Annotated in this window: 14 protein-coding genes and 1 pseudogene; 5 read left to right on the forward strand and 10 right to left on the reverse strand. The window is 70.0% G+C overall.

Annotated features, from left to right (window positions below):
• The 5 genes from ACFYXM_RS07940 to ACFYXM_RS07960 all read right to left on the reverse strand — a co-directional run bounded on the left by ACFYXM_RS07940 (nt 1) and on the right by ACFYXM_RS07960 (nt 10,397).
• Complete coding sequence (locus ACFYXM_RS07940; RefSeq protein ID WP_389287908.1) at nt 1–1,968, reverse strand: BTAD domain-containing putative transcriptional regulator; 1,968 nt, start codon at nt 1,966–1,968, stop codon at nt 1–3.
• A 9-nt stretch (nt 1,969–1,977) separates the two neighbouring features.
• Nucleotides 1,978–2,283, reverse strand: coding sequence for a hypothetical protein (locus tag ACFYXM_RS07945; RefSeq protein WP_389287910.1), 306 nt, complete (start codon nt 2,281–2,283; stop codon nt 1,978–1,980).
• Between the two features lie 338 nt (nt 2,284–2,621).
• Nucleotides 2,622–5,210 carry an ABC transporter permease gene (locus ACFYXM_RS07950; RefSeq protein WP_389287912.1) on the reverse strand — a complete coding sequence of 863 codons (2,589 nt, stop codon included), beginning with the start codon at nt 5,208–5,210 and terminating at the stop codon, nt 2,622–2,624.
• A complete protein-coding gene (locus ACFYXM_RS07955) occupies nt 5,207–5,995 on the reverse strand; it encodes an ABC transporter ATP-binding protein (protein WP_389287914.1) in 789 nt (262 codons plus the stop codon). Before ACFYXM_RS07955 ends, ACFYXM_RS07950 begins: the two co-directional genes overlap by 4 nt.
• Nucleotides 5,996–6,440: 445 nt before the next feature.
• Nucleotides 6,441–10,397 carry a DUF6923 family protein gene (locus ACFYXM_RS07960; RefSeq protein ID WP_389287916.1) on the reverse strand — a complete coding sequence of 1,319 codons (3,957 nt, stop codon included), beginning with the start codon at nt 10,395–10,397 and terminating at the stop codon, nt 6,441–6,443.
• A gap of 706 nt (nt 10,398–11,103) precedes the next feature.
• Between ACFYXM_RS07960 and ACFYXM_RS07965 the strand changes: the two genes are divergently transcribed.
• From ACFYXM_RS07965 to ACFYXM_RS07985, 5 genes are all read left to right on the forward strand, one after another.
• On the forward strand, nt 11,104–11,625 hold the full coding sequence (locus ACFYXM_RS07965; protein WP_389287917.1) for a DUF485 domain-containing protein: 522 nt from the start codon (nt 11,104–11,106) through the stop codon (nt 11,623–11,625).
• 26 nt (nt 11,626–11,651) lie between these two features.
• Nucleotides 11,652–13,244 carry a cation acetate symporter gene (locus ACFYXM_RS07970; RefSeq protein ID WP_389288285.1) on the forward strand — a complete coding sequence of 531 codons (1,593 nt, stop codon included), beginning with the start codon at nt 11,652–11,654 and terminating at the stop codon, nt 13,242–13,244.
• Nucleotides 13,245–13,423: 179 nt separating this feature from the next.
• Nucleotides 13,424–14,440 (forward strand): hypothetical protein, encoded by a 1,017-nt coding sequence (locus ACFYXM_RS07975; protein ID WP_389287919.1) that lies wholly within the window; start codon nt 13,424–13,426, stop codon nt 14,438–14,440.
• A 592-nt stretch (nt 14,441–15,032) separates the two neighbouring features.
• A complete protein-coding gene (locus tag ACFYXM_RS07980; protein ID WP_389287920.1) occupies nt 15,033–15,923 on the forward strand; it encodes a DUF6424 family protein in 891 nt (296 codons plus the stop codon).
• 28 nt (nt 15,924–15,951) lie between these two features.
• Nucleotides 15,952–17,085, forward strand: a complete 1,134-nt coding sequence (locus tag ACFYXM_RS07985; protein ID WP_389287922.1) for a DUF2235 domain-containing protein — start codon at nt 15,952–15,954, stop codon at nt 17,083–17,085.
• A 12-nt stretch (nt 17,086–17,097) separates the two neighbouring features.
• On the opposite strand, the gene ACFYXM_RS07990 is transcribed toward ACFYXM_RS07985, so the two are convergent.
• From ACFYXM_RS07990 to ACFYXM_RS08010, 5 genes and pseudogenes are all read right to left on the reverse strand, one after another.
• Nucleotides 17,098–17,454 (reverse strand): M23 family metallopeptidase, encoded by a 357-nt coding sequence (locus ACFYXM_RS07990; protein ID WP_389288287.1) that lies wholly within the window; start codon nt 17,452–17,454, stop codon nt 17,098–17,100.
• A gap of 36 nt (nt 17,455–17,490) precedes the next feature.
• A pseudogene (locus ACFYXM_RS07995) lies at nt 17,491–17,733 on the reverse strand (peptidoglycan-binding protein); the annotation flags it as partial.
• 45 nt (nt 17,734–17,778) lie between these two features.
• Nucleotides 17,779–18,471: a transglycosylase SLT domain-containing protein gene (locus ACFYXM_RS08000; protein ID WP_389287923.1), complete on the reverse strand. Its 693-nt coding sequence runs from the start codon at nt 18,469–18,471 to the stop codon at nt 17,779–17,781.
• A 912-nt stretch (nt 18,472–19,383) separates the two neighbouring features.
• Entirely contained in the window at nt 19,384–20,304 is a 921-nt protein-coding gene (locus ACFYXM_RS08005; protein ID WP_389287925.1) for a cellulose-binding protein, read from the reverse strand.
• A gap of 185 nt (nt 20,305–20,489) precedes the next feature.
• Nucleotides 20,490–23,216 carry an SUKH-4 family immunity protein gene (locus tag ACFYXM_RS08010; protein ID WP_389288289.1) on the reverse strand — a complete coding sequence of 909 codons (2,727 nt, stop codon included), beginning with the start codon at nt 23,214–23,216 and terminating at the stop codon, nt 20,490–20,492.
• Between the last annotated feature and the right edge of the window lie 5 nt (nt 23,217–23,221).

The following is a 23,221-nucleotide window of genomic DNA, read 5'->3' on the forward strand; positions in this document are numbered from 1 at the left end:
TCACACCTTCTCTGTGCGGCGGATGCGTTCCTGGTCGGTTCTTCGTGCGTGGGCGCGGAGCAGTGCGTGGATCCGGTAGGGGCCCGGCGGGCCGTCCTCCAACAGCCCGGCGTCGGCGAGCCGTTCCAGGACCGCCTCGGTGACGGCGGGGACGTCCTCGGGCCCGAAGCCGTCCCCGGGGGTCGCGGCCACCCGGAGGAACGCCTCGGACAGCCTGGGGTCGAGCCGTTTCAGCGCGCCGTCGAGGACGGCGGTCACGGACAGGCCCGGAGTGTCGGTGAGCGTGAGCCGGGCCAGCGGGTCGTCGCCGAGCCAGTCGACGGCGTCACCGAGCCGCAGCCCGGGCCGGGTCAGCACACGCGCGGTCAGAATCCTGAGGGCGAGCGGGAAATGGCCGCACAGCCCGGTCAGCCGACGAGCGGCGTCCGGTTCCGCCTCGACGCGTTCGGACCCCAGCACGGACCGCAGCAGCGCGTACGACTCGGCCCCGGTGAACGCGGACAGCCGCTGCACCCAGCCGCCGTGCGTGGCGACGAGCCCGGCGAGCCCCATCCGGCTGGTGACGATCACCGCCCCCTGAGCCCGCGCGACGGCGGGCAGCAGCGGGCGCACCTGGTCGGCGTCCACGACGTCGTCGAGGACGAACAGGACCCGTCCCCCGTCCGGTGCGGCACGCAGGGCCGCCGCCACCTCCGCCCGGACGGCGGCGGGGTCGCGGGGCTCGCCGTCCGGCCGAGTCATCCGCACCAGCACCCGGCCGCCCGGGAAGTGATCCCGCGTCAGGTGTGCGACGTGGTGGGCGAGCGCGGACTTGCCGATGCCGGGAGCGCCCGACACCAGCACGGTGGGCGGGTGCTCGGCGGCGTCGCCGAGCGGGGCGGTGAGCCGGGCGGCCGTCGCGGCGGTCTCGGCCTCCCGTCCGGTGAAGTTCGGCACCGGCGAGACCGTGGGCGGCCCGGCCGCGCCGGCAACCGCTCCGGGCAGGCCCGCGTCGGTGACCGTTCCGGACGAGTCGGCGCCGGTGGCCGCTCCCGGCGGGGCCGTGCCGACGGCCACCGCTCCGTTCGGGGTCGTAGCGGCCTCGATCACGGCGGCGCCGGTCGCTCCGGACCCGGCCGCGGCGCCGGCCGGCGGCAGCGCCGCGGGGCCCGCCGCCGTGACCACGGGCCCTTCGAGAATCCGCGCGCCCGCACCCGTGCCCGTGACGGCAGCGGTGGCGGCGGCGCCGAGGTTCTCACCGCGCAGGATCGCGAGTTCCAGCTGCTGGAGAGCGGGCGAGGGATCGACGCCCAGTTCGTCGAGCAGGAACCCCTTCACCCTGCGGTACTCCGCGAGGGCCTGGGTCTGCCGGCCCGTACGGTACAGCGCCTCGATCAACTGCTCGTGGAGCCGCTCGTGACCCGGGTATACGCGCGTAGCAGTCCATAGTTCGACGAGGGCCTCGCCGTACCGTCCCAGCACCAGCAGCAGGTCGCAGACCCGTTCCACGCTCCGCAGCCGCTCCTCGGCCAGGCGCGGCACCTCGTCCCGGTGCAGCACGTCGGAGCGCACGTTGGCCAGCAGGGAGCCCTGCCACAGCGACAGCGCGTCCTTGAGCTCGCACAGCTCCGCCTCCGGGTGGTGCGACAGGATCTCGGCCCGCCGCACCTGCTCCCGGAAACCGAGCAGGTCGAGGGTGTGCGGTCCGGCGGTGATCCGGTAGCCGCCCGGCACCGCCTCGATCGAGGTCTCGGTCACCCCGTGCTTGGTGAACAGCCGGCGCAGCCGCAGTACGCAGGTCTGGAGCGCGGCCTTGGCGGTGGCCGGCTGTTCCTGCCCCCACACGGCCTGCTGGAGGTAGTCGGCGGACACGACGGTGTTGGCGTGCAGCAGAAGTGCCGCCAGCAGGATCGTCGGCTTCGACGGCTGGAGCACGACGGCGTCGGGGCCGTCCGTGAGGGTCAGCGGACCCAGTAGCTGAAACCGCATCACCGCGGTCTAGTCCCAGCCGTTGACCAGCATGCACACCTGCGCGGGTGCGGAGGACTCGGGCAGCTGGGCCACGATCGCCGCCAGCTCCGCACAGACCCGCTGGACGAGGTGCGCGGGAAGGTCCTCGCCGGCCCCGGCCCGCGGGAGGGCGGCCTGTGCGGCGGCGTTCTGCGGGGCGGCGGACCGCTCGGCGGGGACGGTACCGGCACTGGCCGTACCCGCGGTGAACGCGAACGCGGCGAGGGCGAGTCCGCCGACGGTGGCGGTGCGTGCGAGGGCGGCGGGCTTCCGTGAAAGCGAAGAATCGAACACGTTTTCCCCTTCGGCTGGTACCTCCTGCCGGGGGTCCCCGGCAGGACGACGATGCCAGCGAGGAGGGGGCGCGAGCGGGCCCGGTCGTGTCAGCTTGCTGCACGGCCCGCGGCAGCTTCGTGCAACCGGTGCCCCGCACATGGGGAACATCCGGGCAGCACGGACACGGCACGCCGCCCCCGCACGACACGCCACGGCACTTCATGACACGGCCTGACACGACAACGGCCCCGGGGTGTTTGGAGGAACACCCCGGGGCCGGCCAGTCATCCTACGTCGGCGTTGATCGAGCCCCTCGTGTCGGGTCGCAGCCGTCGCATCAGATGACGGCCGTCGCGTCAGTCGGTGGCGATCGCGTTCAGGACGTTCATCCTGCCCGCCCGGAACGCCGGGACCAGGGCCGCGAACAGGCCGACGAAGGCGGATCCGACGAAGACCGTGAGGATCGTCGGCCACGGGATCTCCAGGACACCGAGCCCCTCCAGGGCCAGCAGCTTCTGGGCCGCCGTGCCCCAGCCCATGCCCAGACCGAGGCCGAGCAGGGCACCGAAGACCGCGATGACCACGGACTCCAGCCGGATCATCCGCCGCAGCTGGCGCCGGGAGAGACCGATGGCGCGCAGCAGGCCGATCTCACGGGTCCGCTCGACCACGGACAGGGCCAGGGTGTTCACCACGCCGAGCACCGCGACGATGATCGCGAGCGCCAGCAGCCCGTAGACGATGTTCAGCAGCTGGCCGATCTGGTCCTCCACCATCTCCTTGAAGTCCGCCTGGTTGCGCACCTCGTACTGCGGGTACGGGGCGAGGGCCTTCTTCAGCCCGTCGTACGCCTCCTTCTCCTTGCCGTCCACGGCCTTGGCGAACATGAGCATGTTGTCCGGCATGGCGTCGGCGGGGAGGTACCGGGCGGCGGTCGTGATGTTGACGTACATCGAGTCCCGGTCGACGGTCGCGTCGTCCGAGGTGATGGCGGCGACCTTCAGCTTCGCCGTCTCACCACCCGTGAACGCGACGGTGATCCGGTCGCCCACCTCGATGCGGTGGTCGGCGGCGAACTTCTCCCCGACCGACATGGCGTCCGGGCCGTACGCGTCGGCGATCTTCCCGGCGACGGTCTCGCGACGGAGGTCCTCCGGGTAGGTGGGGTCGGCGGCGGACAGGCGTGCGCCCTTCTCGACGGCGCCGTCCGGGGTGGTGAGCCGGGCGCCGACGAGCTTGTACTCGGTGAAGTGCTCGATGCCCGGCGCGGACTCCACGGCCTTCGCGGCCTGGTCCACCAGGAGCGAGCCCGAGCCCCCCTTCGGCTGGACGACGAAGTCGGCACCGACCGACTTGTCGAGTTCGTCGGTGGCCGAGGCGACCATGGAGGAGCCGACGACCGACAGGCAGGCCACCAGGGCGAGGCCGATCATCAGCGCGGCACCGGTCGCTCCGGTGCGGCGCGGGTTGCGCAGGGCGTTGCGTTCCGCGAGCCGGCCGACGGAACCGAAGGCCCGCAGCAGGACCGCGCTCAGCACCCGGACCACGAACCCGGCCAGCAGCGGCCCGATCACGACGAAGCCGACCAGGCTGAGGACCACGCCGACGCCGAGCCACAGCGCGCCTGTGCCCGACTCGTCGGCCCGCGTCGCGGCGTACAGCGCGGCGCCACCGCCGAGGGTGAGGACCAGTCCGATCACGGCCCGGAACCGTCCGGTGCGCGCGTCGGCGGGGGTCCCGGCGTCGCGCAGCGCGGCCATCGGGGAGATCTTCCCGGCACGGCGGGCCGGGACGTACGCGGCGACGACGGTGACGAGGACACCGAGCACCAGCCCGGCCACCGGGGTCGTCCACACGACGGTGAGGTCCTGGGTGGACAGCTGCATGCCCACGGCACCCATGACCTTCATCAGCCCGACGGCGAGGCCGATCCCGGCGCCGACCCCGAGGACGGAGCCGACGAGACCGAGGAACAGCGCCTCGATCAGCACGGAGCGATTGACCTGCTCGCGGCTCGATCCGATGGCCCGCATCAGCCCGATCTCACGGGTGCGCTGGGCGACCAGCATCGAGAAGGTGTTGACGATCAGGAAGATGCCGACGAGGAAGGCGATCCCGGCGAAGCCGAGCATCGCGTACTTCATGACGTCCAGGAAGGAGCCCATCGAGTCCTTGCTGGCGTCCATGGCCTCCTTCTGGGTCTGGAGCTCGTACCCGGAGGTCGTGCCGAGCGCGGCGGCCACGTTCTTCTTCAACTCGGTGTGGGCGACGCCGGATTCGGCGGTCACGAAGACGACGCTGAAGACTCCGGGCGCGCCGAGCAGCTTCTTCTGCGCGGTGGCGGTGTCGAAGTAGACGGCCGCCGCACCGGGGTTGGTGACCTTGAACGTGACGATGCCGCTGATCCTCGTCACGAGGTCGCCGTGGGCGGTGATGGTGCGCAGGGTGTCGCCGAGCTTCAGGTGGTGCTTGTCGGCGGTGTCGGCGTCGACCATCGCCTCGGTCGGGCCGCGCGGCACGTGACCGGAGGTGATCTCCATCGAACGCAGGTCGTTCTTCGTCCAGTTGCGCGCGATGGTCGGGGCGCCCGTGGTCGAGCCGATGTTCTTGTCGTGGCTGTCGACGACAGTGACGGAGGTGCTGACCACGGCGCCCTCGGCGTGCCGCACGCCGGTGGCCCGGGCCGCCCGCTCGACGGCGGTGGCGGGCACGGTGGCGGGCCTGCCGTTTCCCTGGGGCGGGGCGTCGTCCTCGGGCTTCTCGGGCCTGACGGTGACATCGGCCGCGGTCGCGGCGAAGAGCTTGTCGAACGTGGTGCTCATGGTGTCGGTGAAGACGAGCGTGCCGCACACGAACGCCACCGACAGCAGGACCGCGACGGCGGAGAGCGCCATACGTCCCTTGTGCGCGAGGAAGTTGCGTCTCGATGTCTTCCAGACCGTCATGACGTCCGCCCGCGCGAGTCGAAGTCCTTCATCCGGTCCAGGACCTGGTCGGCGGTCGGGGCGCGCATCTCGTCGACGATCCGCCCGTCGGCGAGGTACAGCACCCGGTCCGAGTAGGAAGCCGCCACCGGGTCGTGGGTGACCATGACGATGGTCTGGGCCAGCTCGTCGACGGACCTGCGCAGGAAGCCCAGCACCTCGGCGCCGGCCCGCGAGTCCAGGTTCCCGGTGGGCTCGTCACCGAAGATGATCTCGGGCCGGGCGGCGAGCGCCCTGGCCACCGCGACCCGCTGCTGCTGGCCGCCGGACAGTTCGGCCGGCCGGTGCTTCAGCCGCCCGGCGAGACCGACCGTCTCCACGACCTGCTGGAGCCAGGCCGGGTCGGGCCTGCGCCCGGCTATGTCCATGGGCAGGGTGATGTTCTCCAGCGCGTCGAGCGTGGGCAGCAGGTTGAACGCCTGGAAGATGAAACCGATCCGGTCGCGGCGGAGCTGGGTGAGCTTCTTGTCCTTGAGCCCGGTGATCTCGGTCTCGTCGAGGAAGATCTGGCCGGAGGTCACGGTGTCCAGCCCGGCCAGGCAGTGCATCAGAGTCGACTTGCCGGACCCGGACGGGCCCATGATGGCGGTGAACCGACCGCGGTCGATGTCGACGTCGACGTGGTCGAGCGCGACGACCCGGGTCTCCCCCGCCCCGTACGCCTTGACGACCTGCCGTGCTCGTGCGGCGACGGCCGTACGCCCTCCAGTGCCCCCATGCCTGGGAATGGTCACAGCCGTTGTCACGGTATTTCTCCTATTTCGGTCGGTGCTCGGGATGTCGCGGTGTTCGAGGTGTCGCGGTGGTCGGGATGTCGCGCGGTCGCGGTGGTCGCGGTGGTCGCGTACAGCCTGCTGTTCACGCAGGTCCGGCGCGCTGGTGCACGGCCCCGTCTTCGGGTGGGGTTTTCCCCACCCCGTCCCGGGGCCGGCCGCGTCCGCGGTGTGGCGGCACGCTGCGGAAACACGCTACGAAACGACCTGCGACCGCCACGTCGTCCGCCGGGACGAACCGCCCCTGCGCAAAAGTGAGGGGCGGCCCTTAAGGGCTCTCCCTCCTCGGGAGGAGCCGTCCGGGAAACGTGGAGGCGCCCGCCGGGCTCACGGTCGGTTCCGTGAGCCCGGCGGGCGCCGGTAGGTGCGGTCGAGTCGGTTCTGAATCAGCCCCTTCTCAACCCTCCATGGATTTCGGTCAGTTGGTGCGGCGTCGTCGCTTGCCGGCGCCGAGGACGAGTCCACCGGTGACCAGCAGCGCGCCACCGACCCCGAGGAGGGTGAGTGCCTGCGCACCCGTGGATGCCAGCCACCCGGAGGGCTTGTGGGCCGGCGGGACCGGTCCGGTTCCCGGGACGTACGGGGTGCCGGGCCCGTTCGGGGCACCCGGTCCGTTCGGGACACCCGGTCCGGCGGGCTTGCCGCCCGACGTGATCTTCACCGTGGAGCTGGCCTCGGGGGAGAAGACCTCCTTGTCGCCCGACTTCCCGGAGGCGGTTGCCTTGTTGACGACCTTTCCGTTCGTCACGTCCTTGGCGGTGACGGTGTGCGCCGGGGCGGTGCAGTCCATCGACGCTCCCGGTGCCAGGCTCGTCGCCGGGCAGGTCACCTGGCCCGCGGTGGGGTCCGACACCTTGATGTCGGTGACGGTACGGGTGCCCTTGTTGGACACCTTCAGCGTCCACTCGATGCGGTCACCGGCATCGGTCCTGCCGTTCTTGTTGACGTCGACCGGCTTGGCGGTCTTGACCAGGTCGAGCCGTCCCTCACCGGTGGCCGGGACCTTCACCTTCGACGGGGGCGACACCGGAGGCTCGGTGCCACCGGGCGGGGTACCCGTGGCCGTCGCCGTGTTCTCGATCGAACCCGCGTCGACGTCCGCCTGCGTCACCTCGTAGGTCGCCTTACAGGTCACACTCGCGCCGGGCGCGAGGTTCGCAGCCTCGTCGGGGCAGTCGACATCGGACAGCTTCCCCGTCCCGGTGAACTCGCCCTCGTTCACCTTCACGTCCTTCAGCGTGACGTTGCCGGTGTTCTTCACGAGGAACGCGTACTCGACCTTCTCACCGGCCACCAGCTCGCCGGGCTTCTCGGCCTTCCCCGTCTTGACGACCGTCAGGTCGGGCTTCGGAGGCGCCGGAACCGTCACCTCCGACGGGGGCGACACCGGAGGCTCGGTCCCACCGGGCGGCGTACCCGTCGCTGTGGCCGAGTTCTTGATCGAACCCGCGTCCACGTCCGCCTGCGTCACCTCGTAGGTCGCCGTGCACGTCACGTTCACACCGGGCGCCAGGGACGCCGCCCCATCGGGGCAGTCCACCTCGGACAACTTGCCCGTACCGGTGAAGTCACCCTCCTTCACGGTGACGTCCTTGAGCGTCACATTGCCGGTGTTCGTCACCACGAAGGCGTAGTCGACCTTCTCGCCGGCCACCAGCTCGCCGGGCTTCTCGGTCGAAGCCGACTTGACGACGGTCAATGCGGGCTCCTGGGGCGCCGGAACCGTCACCTCCGACGGGGGCGACACCGGGGGTTCGGTACCGCCGGGCGGGGTGCCCGTGGCCGTCGCGGAGTTCTTGATCGAACCCGCGTCCACGTCCGCCTGCGTCACCTCGTACGACGCCGTACACGTCACACTCCCACCCGGAGCCAACGAACCCGCCCCGGCAGGACAGACCACATCCGACAGCTTCCCGCTACCGGTGAAGTCACCCTCGTTCACCTTCACGTCCTTCAGCGTGACGTTGCCGGTGTTCTTCACGAGGAACGCGTACTCGACCTTCTCACCGACGGCCAATTCGCCGGGCTTGTCCGTCGTGGCCGTCTTGACGACGGTCAGTGCGGGCTTCGAAGGCGTCGGAACCTCGACCTCCGACGGAGGCGACACCGGGGGTTCGGTACCGCCGGGCGGGGTGCCCGTGGCCGTCGCGGAGTTCTTGATCGAACCCGCATCGACATCCGCCTGCGTCACCTCGTACGACGCCGTACACGTCACACTCGCACCAGGCGCCAGCGAACCAGCGTCGGCCGGACAGACAACATCGGACAGCTTGCCGGTCCCGGTGAACTCACCCTCGTTCACCTTGACGTCCTTCAGCGTCACATTGCCCGTGTTCGTCACCGCGAACTCGTAGCCGACCTTCTCACCCACCACCAACTCGCCGGGCTTCTCCGTCGTGGCCGTCTTGACGACCTTCAGGTCAGGCTTCGAAGGCGCCGGAACCTCGACCTCCGACGGAGGCGACACCGGAGGCTCGGTCCCACCGGGCGGGGTCCCCGTGGCCGTGGCCGAGTTCTTGATCGACCCCGCGTCCACATCCGCCTGCGTCACCTCGTACGACGCCGTACACGTCACACTCGCACCAGGCGCCAGCGAACCAGCGTCGGCCGGACAGACAACATCGGACAGCTTGCCGGTCCCGGTGAACTCACCCTCGTTCACCTTGACGTCCTTCAGCGTCACATTGCCCGTGTTCGTCACCGCGAACTCGTAGGAGACCTTCTCACCGGCCACCAGATCGCCCGGCTTCTCGGACTTCCCCGACTTGACGACCGTCAGAGCGGGCTCGGGCGGCGCCGAGACCTTCGCCTCGGACGGTGGCGACTCCACGGGGTCCCCCCCGTCCGGCGGGGTGCCGGTGCCGGTGGCCGTGTTCTCCAGCGAACCCGCGTCGATGTCCTCCTGCGTGACCGTGTAGGTGGCGGTGCAGGTCGCACTCTTGCCCGGGGCCAGCGGGCCGTCCGGGCACTGCGCCACCGGCGCGGTGCCGGTGCCGGAGAACTTGGTCTCCTTGACGGCCAGGTCCTTCAGTTCCACGTTCCCGGTGTTGGTCAGCACGAACGAGTACGTGATCTTCTCGCCCGCGGCCTTCACGGTGTCGGGGTCGGCCGTCTTGCGCACGGACAGTCCCGGGGCCAAGGGGGATCCCTCGGTCGAGGATTCGTTGTTCTCCGGGGTCGGGTCCTTCTCGTTGGCGACGACCGTGGCGGTGTTGGTCACCGGTTCGGTCATCCCGGCCGGACTGTCCGCGGTGATGGTGATGGTGTTCTCCGCCCCCGCGAGGGTGCGGCCGCCGACGCAGGTCACCGTGTTGCCGGCCACCGTGCAGCCCGGCGTCGAGGTCTTGACGTTGGTGAGCGGTGCCGGAACGGCGTCGGTGACGGTGTAGCCACTGGAGTTGCCGGGCCCGTTGTTCTTCACCGTCAGGGTGTAGGTGACGGGGGTCCCCGGCTTGAGGGTCTCGGGGCCCTTCTTCACGACCGCGAGGTCGGTGGGCAGCCCGGGAGAGGCCGCGCCGTCGTTGTTGCCGCTCTTCGGGCCGGGCGAGGACGAGACGCGGGTGAACGTCGGGCTGGCCGCACCCGGGTTGGTGATCCGGATCTGGTAGACGGTGCCGCTCACGTTGTCGGAGACGCCGATGTTGCCGTTGCCGAACGTCCAGGCCGCGCCATATCCGCTGGAGGTCGCCGGAACCGCCGCGCCCAGCAATGTGACCCTCTTGGTCGCGCCCAGGAGATCGACACGGACCATCCGTCCGCTCGGGTCCACGCCCCAGAAGTAGCCGTCCGCGTACGTGAGGTCGGAGCCAGTAGGCACCGCGGGCAGCTGTATCTTCGAGGTCACCTTGCCGGTGGCGACGTCCACCCGGTAAGCCACGTCGGTGGCGGTGGAGCCCACGTAGAAACCGCCGTCAGGGGCGAACGACCCCCAGTTCGCCGAGCCCACCACGGCCTCGTTGCCCACGCGGGTGACGGCGCCCCCCTGCCCGATCCGGATGATCGAGCCGGCCGGCATGGCGGTCGACCCGCCCGAGACCACCCCGTACAGATAGTTGTCCGCTGTGTTGTAGCTGATGGCGTTGTAGTTGAGTCCGGCTCTGGCCGTCCCCTCGGGCTGGAAGGTCACGCTCCCGGAGGCCCCGGTGATCGCCTTGTAGAGGCGGGTGGGCACCTCCTGCCCGACGAAGACCGTCGGATCGGCCGGGTCGAAGGGGTCACCGGCCGCCGCGTACGAGGCGGGGGCGGTGAGCAGCGGGGCCGCGGCGGCGCTGAACCCTGTCAGCACCGCCATGACCACGAGTCCGGTGAGCGAGCGGCGCTTTCTGTGCCGCCCCCGCCGTGCGGGCCTGGCAGGTCGTGCGGGCTTGATGGCCATTCAGAATCCTCCCGGCTTCCGTCTCGGTCCGGGACGTCCGTCCCCGTGCGCACCCGCCGCCGTACCGGGCCTCGCATCCCCGTGCGCCCCGGGGCGGGACGACGGCCACCGGGGCCGGCCTCCCCCGGGTCCCCTCGTCACGGCACGGAGCCGCGTCAGTCCATCCATTCCTGGCTACCCCTCTGTATGAGACATCCAGCCATTCATGCCGTCAGATCCCTGCAACAACCGCACATGTGACGGTATCGGCATCTAAACCTAAGAAAGGAGTAAAGCACTCAATCAGCCATTCCGCACTAGTTGTATTTTTTGGACAAATGCGCCGCCTTGGCCGCGCGAGGAGGCGGCCAGGGGTACACGACCGGCTGCGGACCGTCCGAGACCGGAGCGCCCCATACGGAGGACCCGGGCGAAAGATCCCGGACCCCCCTCCCGCAATCACCAGGCAGACACCCCCGGCAACACACGGGGAGACACCCCGGCAACACACGGGCGGCACGCGGACGGCACCCGGAGAAAACCTCCACGGGTCACGCCCCCCAACGACCGAACACAACTACGCCAATCGCTCCGGCAGTTCGAGCCAAGGTCTCCCCAAGTCCGCATACCGGCGAGTAATGTTCACGCTTCCGACAGCACTCCCCCACCCCGCACTCCTGCTTTGCCGTCCAGCCAGGAACCGAGCCACGCAAGGAGCAGCACCCCCATGCCGCACGGAAACCCCCCGCCCCCGTCCCCCTACTCCTCCTGGCCCGGACGGTCGCAGCAGCCGCCCCGGGAGCACCAGCCCCCGACCCGGAACCAGACCCCGCCCCCGCAGCAGGCCGACTACCTGCTGCCCTGGCAGCGCTCGCACCCCTTGCCACCCCTGGCGCCGACGCCCGGAACCACCCCGTCCGAGTCCCCCTCCACCCGGACGCCCGACCACACGCCCGGCCACCCGCCCACCCGTCACGGCGAGCTGCGCCGACTGCGCACCTCGTACCGGACGCTCAGACGCGTCGCGGCGCTGACCGCGCTCGGCTACTTCATCGTCTTCCTGCTGCTCTCCGGCTTCGCCAAGGACCGGATGCAACAGCCCCTGTTCGGCGGCCTCAACCTCGGCCTGGCGCTCGCGCTCTGCCAGCTGCCCGTCGCGCTGCTCGCCGTAGCCCGGTACGAACGGACCGCCCGGCGCACGGTCGACCCGCTCGCCGCCCGGCTCCGCAGAGGAGGAGCGGGCCGGTGAACGGATTCGACGACGCCGCCCGGTCGATGTCGCTGGTGGCCTTCATGGCCGTCGGCACCATCGCCCTGCTGCTCTGCGTGATGTCCGGCCCCGACCGCGACGACCTCGAAGAGTTCTACGCCGGCTCCCGCGGCCTCTCCCCGCGCCGCGCCGGCTTCGCCCTCGCGGGCGACTACCTGTCCGCCGCCACCGTCCTCGGCACCACCGGCATCATCGCCCTCACCGGTTACGACGGGATGATCCTCGCCCTGAGCATCACCCTCTCGCTCGTCCTGCTGATGTTCCTGCTGGCCGAACCGCTGCGCAACGTCGGCGGGTTCACCATGGGCGACCTGTTCGTACGCCGCTCGCCCGGCCGCGCGGTCCGCATCACCGCCTGTGCCACCACCATCGCCGCGCTCATCCCGATGATGGTCGTCCAGCTCGCCAGCAGCGGCGACCTGCTCGCCTTCATCCTGGGATTCGACAGCTCCCTGTTCCGCTCCGGCGCCATCATCGGCCTCGGCGCCCTGATGATCGGCTACGCGGCGATCGGCGGCATGAAGGGCACCGCCCTGATCCAGATCGTGAAGACCGTGGTGCTGCTCGTCGCCTCGTTCACCATTGCCGTAATGATCATGAGCCGGTTCGGCTGGGACACCGGCGCCCTGCTCTCGGCAGCCCGGCAGGGCAGCGGCGCGGGAGCCGCGTTCCTCGGCTCCGGGCTCCAGTTCGGCGGGAGCGGACTCGACATGGTCAGCTCCGAACTGACCGTCGTACTCGGCGCCGCCTGCCTGCCCCACGTCACCATGCGCCTGACGAGCTCCCCGTCCGCGCAGGCCGTACGCCGCACCATGTCCTGGGCCATCGCCGTGGTGGCCGGGATCTGTCTGCTGCTCGTCGTGATCGGCTTCGGCACCGCCGCGTTCGTCGGCCACGAACGCATCACCGCCGCCGGGGCCTCCGGGAACAGCGCGATCCTCCAGGTCACCGGCGCGGTCGCGAGCGGCGGCCGGCTCGGCGCCCTGGTCGTCACGACGATGACGACGGCGATCTTCCTGACCCTGCTCGCCTCCGTCGCCGGAATGATCCTGGCCTGCGCCAACTCACTCGCGCACGATCTCTTCGCCCACGGACTGCATGGGGTGCGCGACCCTGCCAGGAAGCCGCTGCCGGGCCTCTCCGAGATGCGTACGGCGCAGGTCTCCGCGACCGTCGTCGGGATCCTCGCCACCACCCTCGCCGTCGTGGCCCGGCACTGGAACGTGCAGGCCCTGGCCATGCTCTCGTTCTGCGTCGGGGCGTCCGCCCTGGCTCCGGCCCTCATCTACAGCATGTTCTGGCGGCGCTTCACCCGCACCGGGCTGCTCAGCACCCTGATCGTCGGGACCGTCAGCGTCCTGGTGCTGATCACCGGCACCAACCTGGTCTCGGGCTCGCCCTCGTCGGTCTTCCCCGACCTCGACTTCAACTGGTACCCGTACACCACGACCGGGCTCGTCTCCGTCCCGGCCGGTTTCCTGGCCGGCTGGCTCGGCACGGTCCTCCCCCGCGGCACGGCACCCGCGGCACGCCGCCTGTACCAGGGCGAGGAACCACGCATCCTGGCGGGCGCGGCACCGGTGTCGCGCGGCGGATGACGGCGTCGGACGCGACGTGACTCCTGGCCCGGACGGACGCCGCTGCCCGCCCGTCTTGAACCGCCAGATTGGCTCGGGGGGGGCGCAGCCGGGCGCTCGTTGCCGGGGATCCAGCGTTGTGCCACTCTGACGGTCCCATTCCAGTGGCCTCAATCCGTCTCAAAGCCTCCAATGGTGCTATGGCAAAGGGAGAACGTGACTCCGATAATGACGTGGCTGGAGAAGGAAAGTCATCCTGGGCGCAGCGTATCACCGCCCACGTAGCCCATCTCCAGGCACTTCTTAACAGGAGGGAGGAGGTATCTGATCTCTCGTCCGGCGACCAGAAGATCGCAGAGAAGATAAAAACCCATCTGACGGTGGCGCGAAATGCGGCCGAAGGCCGGAACAATCCCATTTCAGTGGTGACCGGTTCTCACATCGACCGAGCATACTCCAATGTGCACAAGGCTGAAGCGAAGCTTCTCAAGCTGGTACCTGAAGATGAAGGCGAGCTGAAATGGGCTGGGACCGTTGTCCTCGCTCAGGCCAGGCAGCACCTCGGGCCAAACGATCCCAGGCTGGTGGCGCTGGAAGACCGCTTGAAGAACAACGGTCAGGAAATGGGGCCGGATCTGAAAGAACTGGCCATCGTCACCCTGCTTGCCGCACACGAAGCGGAAGAAGTGGAGAGAGCCCAAGCCCGGAGCTTCCGTAATGTCCTGCTGGCTGCTGTCATAGCCACCAGCATCGTAGCCACGCTGTTCATCATCTGGAATTTCAACGGCAACTCGACGATATCCGCTTTCCTTTGCTTCAGCCCCCCGACCGGGCAGGTCTGCCCAACGGGTAATAACACAAGCAGAATCGACGCCTTGCTTGTGGAGGGTTTCGGTGCCGGTGCGGCAGCCCTGGCGAGCTCACTCGCAATCAGAAAAATTCAAGGCACGAACACTCCGTATTCGATACCCGCCATGCTCATCCTCCTGAGGCTCCCCATCGGGGCTCTGTCGGCCCTGTTCGGGATAGTACTCATCAATGGTCGAGTCGTTCCCGGCCTCTCGAATTTGGATTCCACCGCCCAGATTGCCGCCTGGGCGGTAATTTTTGGAATCGCGCAGGAATCTGTCACGCGAATGATTGACGCTCAAGGAAACAAGGTCTTGGGAAAAATGCGCGGCCCGGAACGGGGTTTCGAAAGTGACGAGAATTCGTAGTGGCCCTCTTTTGGCCTGTGTTCACGTCAAGAAGACCACGATCAGCCGTAATCGAAGGTCGCCAGTGGCACCGAGCTCGGGCACTGCCCGTGGTGGCTTCGTGCACGCCCTGGCTTGCCCTCGGACGCCATCCGCCTTCCGGACGTGATCGGCTGGTCCGGGCCGGGTTGACACCCGCACCATGCCGTCCGGACGGTGCTGCGCGGGTGGTTGCGTCCGGCTCGAAGGCATCCCGCCTTGCCGATGCCTCGTCAGGTCGGTTGGGAGACAGGGAGAAGCGGGGCCGACACGCTCAACCAGCCCGCCAGGCACGGCCCTTCGCGCCGTCCGTGGCCCAGCTGGCGCTCTTGGGTCACGTGCAACGCCACTGGCGAGTATGGCCGACGATGCCTCCGCGCGCAGCACTCCAGGAACTGATCGACACGGTCGGCAGCGGCAGACCTCTCGATCTGCCCTGCTTGGACCGACAGCCCTCCGCCAGTTCATCGGCTGCTCGGGTTGGCGTACCTCCGAGCCCTGGCGGACGATGAAGACAGGGGCACTCGGCACCGTGGGCCGGACACGGACCGCGGTCGGCACGTGGAGGTCGGACATGGCCCGATCCGGTTCCCTTGCACCGTCCCCGATTCCCGACTCGCTCAAGCCCGGCGGGATCGAGTCGGAGAACCACCCCTGGAAGATACGGCTGGTCGAGCACCCCGAGCGCTTCGAGTCGTCGTTCTTCCGCGCCGCGAAGAAGACGGCGCACAAGATTCTCGACGAGATGAGTGACACGGATCTGCCGTACGGGCCCCGGCCCTCCGGCTCCGAGCACTGGGAGATGCACCACGGAGGCAGCCTCTGGGTCAAGGGAGCGAGCGGCTGGCGGATGTACCGGGCCCGGGTGGGCATCGAGTGGAGCATGCAGTTCTGCGCTGAGCCGGTGAAGGTCGACCGGCTCAGGCAGGAGGCGGCCGAACTCATCGATGCCTTCCCGCTGACTCTGCCCGCCCTCGCCGAGCTGGGATACGAGGAGGCCGACGCACTGCTGCGCACCCCGATCAAGGACGCGGACGGCGTGGAGGCGTGGACCGACTCGTTGTTCAACGCGTGCGTGCCCATGAGCCACGGCAACCACCAAGGGATTCTGCCCAAGGTGCCCGGTGAGCACCACTATCCCTGGCCCGTCAAGGGGGCGGACTTCGTCCGGTACGACGACTTCCAGCTGTGGGTGACCCTGCCCGACGGTACCCATGGCGCGGTCGCTCCGGTGGACCGGCGGGGTTCCGGAGACGGACACGTCCGCCTGGTGCACGTCCCTGAGGGCAGCAGGGCGGCGGAGGCAGTGGCCGAGGCGCAGGAGCAGGGGCTGATGGCGGTCCTGCCGCCGAACAGTTCCGCCGCGCTCCAGGCGTTCGCCGGGCAGATCGACCCCGGACGACGCACCGCGGCCGGCCACCTGGCTCCGGGCCGGGCGCGCGGGAACGGCCGAGGCTCCCGCTAAGGGCTGTCCCGCCGGACGAGGAGCCGATATGCCACGCAGGATCGTCATCTGCCTCGACGGGACGAGCAATCAGGTCGGCGCCTGCCACCCCACCAACGTGGTGCGGCTGTTCGAAATGCTGGAGGCCGACGACCCCTCGCGCCAGCTCCTGTATTACGACCCCGGCGTCGGCACCATGTCGTCGGCCGCCGCCCGCGGTCCGGTCGACCGCTGGCTGTCCCGTGTGTGCGGTCTCGCCTTCGGCACCGGGCTGAGGACCAACCTGGCAGAGGCGTACACGTGCTTGATGCGGAACTGGGGGCCCGGCGATCTCGTGTATGTCTTCGGCTTCAGCCGCGGCGCCTACACCGCCCGCGCGCTGGTCGGAATGCTCAACAAGCCCGGACTCATGCGGGCCGGCTCGGAGAATCTCGTCCCCTACGCGGTGGCCAAGTACGCCTTCAACCAGGACATCGACAAGAGCGAGCGGGAGGTGGCCCGGTTCTCGCACGCCTTCTGCCGGCGCACCGACCGCGAGCCGCTGTGGGCGGCGGTCAAACGCAACAATCCACGGCAGGTCTCCCACTACGCGCTGCCGGTCGCCTATCTCGGTGTCTGGGACACGGTGAAGGCGGCGGGCATCTTCCGCCTGGGCAATCTGGAGTGGCCCTACACCCACCAACTCCCCAATGCCGCCCGCATCCGCCACGCCGTTTCCCTCGACGAGAAGCGGCGCCCCTTCCGCGAGTTCCTGGTCAAAAGCCGGCCGGAGCCGCTGCACGACACGGCGCAGGAGGTCTGGTTCGCCGGTGTTCACTCCGATGTCGGCGGCACCTTCGCCCATGAGAAGGGCGATGCCCTGCTCTCGACGATCACCCTCAAGTGGATCACCGATGAAGTCTGCCAGGATCTGGTCTTCCGCCCCGGCGCATACGCCGAGGCGTGTGCGGTGACCGAGGAGTTCGCCGACGCGGCCATCCACCGCAATGGCCCGTTCTGGATCCTGGCCGGCCGACGCTCGCGCCGCGTACCCGAGCACGCCATGCTGCACACAAGCGTCCGGCTCCGCCTGGAGCGAGACCCCCGGTACCGCAAGTACCGTACGGACCTGCCCGATCCGGCCGAGCCGCACCGCTGGGTCGACCCGGATTGGACCAAGGCCGCCCAGCAGCAGGACGGGTGACAACGCCGGACGTCACCAACGGGGAGTCACGTCGGACCCGAAACGACCACCGGCCGGGCGCTTTTCGAAGTGCAGGTGGGGTCCGGTGGCGTTCCCGGTCGAGCCCACTTCAGCGACCCGTTGCCCGGCCCGAACGGAACCACGGGTGACGTCCCGATGGGAGAGGTGGCAGTACCAGTAGTCGAATCCGCCTGACCTCAGCACCAGGTAGTTACCGAAGCTGCCGTCCTGCCCGACGCGAACGGAACCGCCGAGGACAGCGACACAGGACGTCCCCTCCGGGGCGGCGTAGTCCGCACCCGTGTGGTAGCCCAGACTCCAGTGGGGTCCCCGCTTGTGGTAGGCGGTTGTCACTGTGTGTCCTGGCACGGGAGAGGAGACGTGCCCATCCGCACCACTCGTCGCCGGGACGCGGAGCCGGTCCCAGGACTCCTGGCCGGGTATGCCGTCGGCGTCACTCCCCGAGACGTGGATCTTGCGCTGCCAGGCGGCGTAGGACTGGCGGTCGGTGTCGGTCCACTCGGGGCCTGGACCCGTTGTGTACTTCCCGCACCCTTCCGCGACGAGGCGTTTCCCCATGGCAGTGATGATCGGACTGCGTCGGCCTATATGGAAGAACGCAGCTCCGGGGAAAGGCTCTTGCGCAGGCATGACTCTCTCCTCCTCATCAATAGGGTTCAATATCAATAGGGTTCAATAGGGATGGGGCGGGAGGTTCGGATTTGCTTGCTGGACCCGCGAGATGTCTCCGTATCTCCGCCAGATGTAGTTGATGGCAGCTGCGACGTTCGCAACCGGGTCATAGATCCGGTTCGTCGTACCTGCCTGGTGATTTTGGGCGAAGGTGCCAGGAATCACCTGCGCATACCCGCGAGAGCAGTTGAGCCTTGCTCCGTCCACCTGCCGCGGCCCCGTGGCGTTCACGTCTCCCTGATTCACCGCGTTGGCATCGAAACCCGACTCCCGTTGTATGAGAGTGAGCAGATTCGCGTCATTACCGACCCCGGTGACCCATTCCGTCGGAGCGTCTGTTCGCTCGCACGCCTCCAACGCAAACGTGCGGGCGACACTCCTGTCCTTACTGATCCCGGAATTCTTTGTGCACAGCACAGAACCCTTGGCGATAGACCCAGCATGTCGGCAATCCACACTGAACCCAGCTGTGGCACCGAGTCTCCTCAGGGAGGAGCAGCCGGGGAATCCGTCCGCATCCAAGCCCTTGAGGCCGATCGACCGCTGCCATGCAGCGTAGGCGGATTTCGTTTGCGGGCCGAACAAACCTGTGACTCCTGAAGGGATTCTGAAACCGGCTTCGATCAGTGCGCTCTGCAAGACCTCCACGTCGTTGTTGGTCTTGCCGAACCGCACGTTCGAAAGTGAGACCACCGTGCTCCTCCTCGACTTGGAGGCCGGTCCCGGTCATGCTTCGCACAGCCCTGGTCAGGCTTCGCACAGAGCCCACGCACGGGGACTCCGCGCGAGATTTCCCTTCTCCGCGATGCTGTTACGCTCCAATTCCAGCGTGCGCCGACTGGGCCTGTCCCGCAAACGGATCAACACACCGAGTGTGCCACGGGGCCTTGGAGACTGTCGTCAGGCGGGGACGCGCGGCCTGTCCCAGCTCGCGTTCTGGAGAACGAATTCTCCGGCACGGTTGGTGCGCGTACCACCGGGCACATCTTCGAGCGCTTTGCTGCGGGAGGTGGCCGGGCAGAACTGGGCGAACGCGCCGGTGAAGGGACCCCAGCAGGATATGCGGCACCAGGCCTTTTCCGCCGTGAATGAAGAAGTTTTGGAGGCGGGCGAACGGCGCGAGATCCTGTGGGGCTGCCGTGGTGGCATTCCTGTCCGCGGTGATGTGTGCGATTGCCTTCGGCGGAAACACCGGGTCACACGGCGCATGATCGCCGAGGTCCGCCTTGATGGCCTGCGGTTGGCGCCCTCAGCGAGGCTGGACGCCGCCAGACGGTCGTCCAGGATTCCGGCGAGCGACGGCTCCCCTTCCGTGGGCTGCTCCGAGGGGCAGAGGCCTCGGTAGGGGCGCCCGGCTGGTCGGGTAATGATCGTTCGTGATCAACTCCGTTGTTCCATTGGCCAGTGCGGCAAAACAGAACAGTAGGGACATGGCCCAGCCTTGAGCCATGGATCAGCCGATAACCCTGGTTACCGGCAACTATCCGTTATCCAACACTGGTTGACTCAGGGCCGTCCCGTAATCCGTGGCGGCCCGGCTCCCGCGACGCCGAGTATGTGAGCCCCCGTTCCACACCTGCCCGAACACCCACGACAGTGCGCAGATCACTCCTCCGCCGGGGCCGGACGGTCCTCCGCCGGATCCGGGACCACCCGACCGGTGAGCGCCGCCAGCGTGTTGCGCACGTACGTCATGTGCGCGTGCAGCTCCTCGCGGGCCTCCTCGTGCTCCCGCAGAATCCGTTCCGTCTCCCGGATCACCCGCTCCTCGCGGACCCGGCCCTCCGCGACCAGCTCGGCCGCCCGCGCCTCGGCGGCCCCGTCGGTGTGCCGCGCGTCCTCCTCCGCACGGGCCAGTTCGCGCCGCGCCTCGGCCAGCCCGGCCTCCGCCCGTTCGGTCAGCTCGTCGTGGCGTGCCACCTGCGCCGCCTCGGCCTCGGCCACTTCTCCCTCGGCCGTCTTCCACCGATCGGCATGCTCCTGCTCCTGGTGCACGAGGACGCTCTCGGTGCGACGGCGCGTCTCCTCCATCATGAACCGCGCCTGTTCCCGCGTCTCCTCGGCGTCCGTACGGGCCTCGGCGGCGATCCGCCCGGCCTCCGTACGGGCCGTGGTCAGCGTCTCCTCGGCGTACTCACCGGCCGCCGCCCGCATCGCCTCGGCATCCACGCGCGCCGACCCGCGCACTGCCCGGCCCGCCTCGTCCGCCGCGTCCCGCAGCGCCTGCGCCTCCTCCTGCGCGGCGCTCCGCATGGAACCGGCCTCGCCCTCCGCGAGTGCCAGGATCCGCTGGGCGCGCTCGCCGAGCGAGGCGTAGTCCTGCGGGGCGAGCCCGGCGACCGCCTCGCGCAGCCGGACCGCCTCGGCCGACAGGTCCTCCACCCGCGCCGTCAGCCGGGCCACCCGCTCGCGCGCCTCGTCCCGCTCGCCCGCCAGCCCGGCCAGAGCCCGGTCCACCTGCTCCGGACGGTAGCCGCGCCCCCGCACGCCGACGAAGCCAAGTCCGGACCCCGGTGCAGAACTCATCCCTCAGCCTCTTTCCGACTCGCCGAACAGCAGCAACAGGTCAAGGATGCGGCAATTCGACGTAGAAGTCGGAATCGATCAACGGCTTTTCGGCGGGAAGCGACAGGTTTCACAGCACGACACGACGCGGCGCCCGGCCCCCTCCCGGGAACCGAGCGCCGAACCCGCCGCCCCTTCCGCGTCCGTCAGAGCAGCCCGTCCCACATCTGTTCGAGCAGGACGGACCACCAGCTCTCCGGCGACGCCAGCGCCGCCGCGTCCAGCGCCGCCAACTGCGCCTGGAAGTCGACCGTCCAACGGCCCGCCTGCTCCGGATTGAGCCCGAAGCGCAGCCGCCACATCCGGCCGAGCAACGCCATCGAACGCTGGAACTCCGGCAGCCCGGTGTTCACGAACTGCGGCGCCACCGACTGCCCGCCCGGACCCGCCTCAACCGGAACGGCCACGATGTTCGCGGTGCCGTACTGGACACAGATCGCCCGGCCGAAGTCGGTCCCCATCACGAGGTACGCCCCCGCGTCCGGCGCCGCCTGGACCTGCCGCTGCGCGGCCAGTTCGGCCAGCGTCGGCACCACCGGCTGCCCGGGCTGCGCCCAGAAGAACGGCCCGAAGTCGGCGGGCAGCCCCGCCCACACCAGCGTCCGCGCCACGGTCTCGGGCACGCCCTGCCGGGACACCGCGCGCTGGTCGAAGCGCAGGATGCCCTGCGGGCCGAAGGACTGCACCATCTCCTGCGCGACGGCCTCCGGCGGAACCGGCGGCGCGGGCGGCATCTGCGGCAGCGGCGCCCGCACCGGCGCCGGACGCGCGGGACCGTCCGCCACCTGGTGCAGCTCGCCCTGATGCGTCAGCAGATGCCGCATGCCCTGCTGCCGGCTCGCGTGGTCGGTGCCGTACGGGGCGACGCTGGTGATCCGCACCTGCGGCCAGGTCTCACGGATCATCCGCGCGCAGTAGCCACCGGGCAGCTCGCACGACTCCAGCTCCGTGTGCAGCTCGATGACCTGCTGCGGCGGCACGTTCATCGCCCGCAGCTCGTGCAGCATCTGCCACTCCGGGTGCGGAGTGCCGGGCGCCGAGCGGCGGATCAGCTGCTGCTCGCTGCCGTCGGGCGCGCGGTAGCGCAGCACGGCCTGGTAGCCGGGACCGACGGTCGGCTGCCCGGGCCGCTGCGGATAGCCGTACGCGGCGGGCGGCGGGGTGTGCCCGGGCGGCGGTACGGGACCGGGTCCCTGCGGCGCACCGGGAGGACCGGGCGGACCGGGAGGGCTGGGCGGACCAGGAGGGCCGGAAGGCTGCGGCAGACCGGGGCCGCCCAGGCTCGGGTCGGCGAGCATCGTCGCCGCGTGATGCACCCCACCACCCGGCGGAGGCGTCGAACCACCAGACACCCCCGGAACCCCAGGCGCACCCGGAGGACCGGGCGGACCAGGAGGACTCGGCGGACCGGGCGGGCTCGGCGGCTGCGACGCACCGGAAGCACCGGTACCACCGGGAACCCCGGGCGGACCAGGCGGACCGGGCGGACCAGGAGGACCGGAAGGCTGCGGCAGACCGGGGCCGCCCAGGCTCGGGTCGGCGAGCATCGTCGCCGCGTGATGCACCCCACCACCCGGCGGAGGCGTCGAACCAGGAGGCACGGGCGGCACCGAACCACCAGGCACCCCCGGAACCCCAGGCGCACCCGGAGGACCGGGCGGACCGGGAGGACTCGGCGGACCGGCCGGTCCCTGCTCGGGGACGAGCTGCGTCGGCAGGTACCCACCGGCCGGGGAGCCTGGCGCACCCGGCCCCGAGGGCGGCGGCACCGGCGCACCCGGCACACCCGGCACACCGGGCGGCGGCGGGGTCGAGGGGCCGCCCCCACGCGTACCGTGCGGCGGCACGACGGCCTTGCTGGTGGTCGCGTCGGCGATGTCACCGGCCCCGGGCGCGCCGGGCACGGGAGTGCCGCCCCCGGGCGTACCGGGCACAGGGGTTCCCGGCGCGGGCGTTCCCGGCACAGGAGTGCCGGGCGCGGGCGTACCGAGAACGGGCGCCCCCGGCGCGTCCGGCGCCTGCGCCCCCGGAGCGGAACCGGCGGCGCGCGGCGAGTCCAGCCCCGAGGCGATCGCCGTCGGCGGCAGCTGACTGCCACCCGACATCAGCGCGGTCGGCGCGTCGGCGGGCACGACCGGCGTCGGGGTGCCCTCGTCGTCGGCGCCCGAGAGCGGCGGCGCGAACACCGTGGCGGGAAGCGGGACCGAGCCGTCGTCCGAACCCGCGTTGGTATCGGTTCCGTCCCACGGCGTGGAACCGGCGGGCACGTTCGGCGGCGACGCCGGAACGCCGTCGTTCGCGGTGGGCTCGTACGCGACCCGGCCCCCGCCCGTACCCCCGGCCACAGCTCCGGACACGCCACCGGCCGCAGCTCCGGACATGCCACCGGCCGCAGCTCCGGGCGCACCCCCGCCCGTACCTCCGGTCGACGAAGGCGCGCCCGGGACCTCCCGGCCCCCGTCCCGGCCGCCCGCGTCCGCGCGCTCGTTCCGGCGATCGGGAATGCCCAGCTTGTCCGCCGCCTCCTGGAGCCACTCCGGCGGGCTCAACAGGAAGGACGTCTGATTCAGGTCGACCCGCTGCGGCGGCTCCGGAGCGGCCGGCGCGGCGGCGACCACCCCGTACTCCTCCTCGTACCGCCGGATGATCTCGCCCACCGGCAGCCCCGGCCACAACGTGGCCTCACCGCTGTCCCTGGCGATCACCAGCCGCTGTCTGCCGCCGTCCGAGACCGGACCCTCGGCACGGTCCTCGCCCCACACGACGAAACCCAGCTCGAACTCCCGCACCCGCACCTCACGGTGCTGATACGCGGGCACATCGCCATTGATCCACTCGTCGGCGCGCTCCTGCGCCTGCGCGAACGTCACCATCGCGC

The organism is Streptomyces sp. NPDC002476 (assembly GCF_042889785.1).
GTDB lineage: Bacteria > Actinomycetota > Actinomycetes > Streptomycetales > Streptomycetaceae > Streptomyces.